Raw genomic sequence first — 1,136 nt, 5'->3', positions numbered from 1 at the left:
ACGCGCTCGTGACCGCGGGAGTGACCGCGTCGGTCGGCACCGTCGGAGACTCCTACGACAACGCTCTCGCAGAGACCGTCAACGGGCTCTACAAGACCGAGCTGATCTACTCCCGGCCCGTCTGGGAGACGGCCAGCACGGTCGAACTCGCCACGATGGGCTGGGTCAACTGGTGGAACACCCAGCGCCTTCACGAGGCCCTCGACTACCGCACGCCCGCAGACGTCGAGGCCGCCTACACTCACCCCACGACGACCGCACCCGCGACCGTCTGACCACGGACGAAACCCAGGACGCTTCAGTTTCGTGCGCTCACCGTAGCCGGGGATGACCCAGTCCGCTGGTGGGCGGGCAGCTCCACCGTGAAGACCGCGCCCTGCCCGCGACCAGGGGAGGTGGCTGTGAGACGTCCGCCGTGGGCTTCGGCCAGGGCCTTGGAAATGGTCAGGCCGATCCCGGAGCCACCATGGTCGCGGTCGCGGGCGGTGTCACCGCGGTAGAAACGTTCAAAAACGTGAGGTATCTGCTCCAGGCTGATGCCGTCGCCGGTATCGGCGACACGGATGGCCACCCGCCCTGGGCCCTGCCGGTTGGCGCTGAGCGTGACCTGTCCGCCGGCTGGGGTGTGGCGCAGGGCGTTGGAGAGCAGGTTGCCCAGCACCTGGCCCATGCGTTGCCGGTCGGCCTCGATGTCCCCGGCGGTCTCGTCGACGTCGATGTTCAGGGCCACACCTTCGGCGGCGTAGGCCTCCCGGTGGGCCTCGGCGGCCGCGCGCACCAGCTCGGCCACAGGTTGTTCGGTGCGGTCCAGGATGATGCGGCCTTCCTCCGCGCGGGAGACGTCGTTGATGTCTTCCACCAGACGGGTGAGGCGGGCGAGCTGTTCACCCATGAGCTCGCTGGTGGTCTCGTCCCAGTGGGCGACCTCGTCCTGGAGCGCCTCCAGGTAGACCGTGAGCACGGAGATGGGGGTGCGCATCTCGTGGGCCAGGTCGGAGAGCATCCGTCGGCGGGTGTCTTCGGTGCGCTCCAGCTGGGCGGCCATGGTGTTGAACGCCCCGGCGAGGGCGTCCACCTCAGCGCCGGCGCCCATGGCGGGGACCCGGGTGTCGTAGCGGCTGCGGGCCATGGCCTGG

General features: G+C 69.5%; 2 protein-coding genes. One reads left to right on the top strand and one right to left on the bottom strand.

The window, feature by feature from the left end; translation table 11 throughout:
• A partial coding sequence (locus tag L979_RS13145) for an integrase core domain-containing protein (RefSeq protein WP_047692656.1) occupies positions 1-275 on the top strand: 275 nt, incomplete at its 5' end.
• A 23-nt stretch (positions 276-298) separates the two neighbouring features.
• Here L979_RS13145 and L979_RS13140 read toward each other — a convergent pair.
• Positions 299-1,136: cell wall metabolism sensor histidine kinase WalK (locus L979_RS13140; RefSeq protein ID WP_047692655.1), on the bottom strand; the 838-nt coding region annotated here is incomplete at its 5' end.

Source organism: Kocuria sp. ZOR0020, from assembly GCF_000800955.1.
GTDB lineage: Bacteria > Actinomycetota > Actinomycetes > Actinomycetales > Micrococcaceae > Kocuria > Kocuria subflava.
This window is presented reverse-complemented; position numbering and strand designations above follow the sequence as displayed.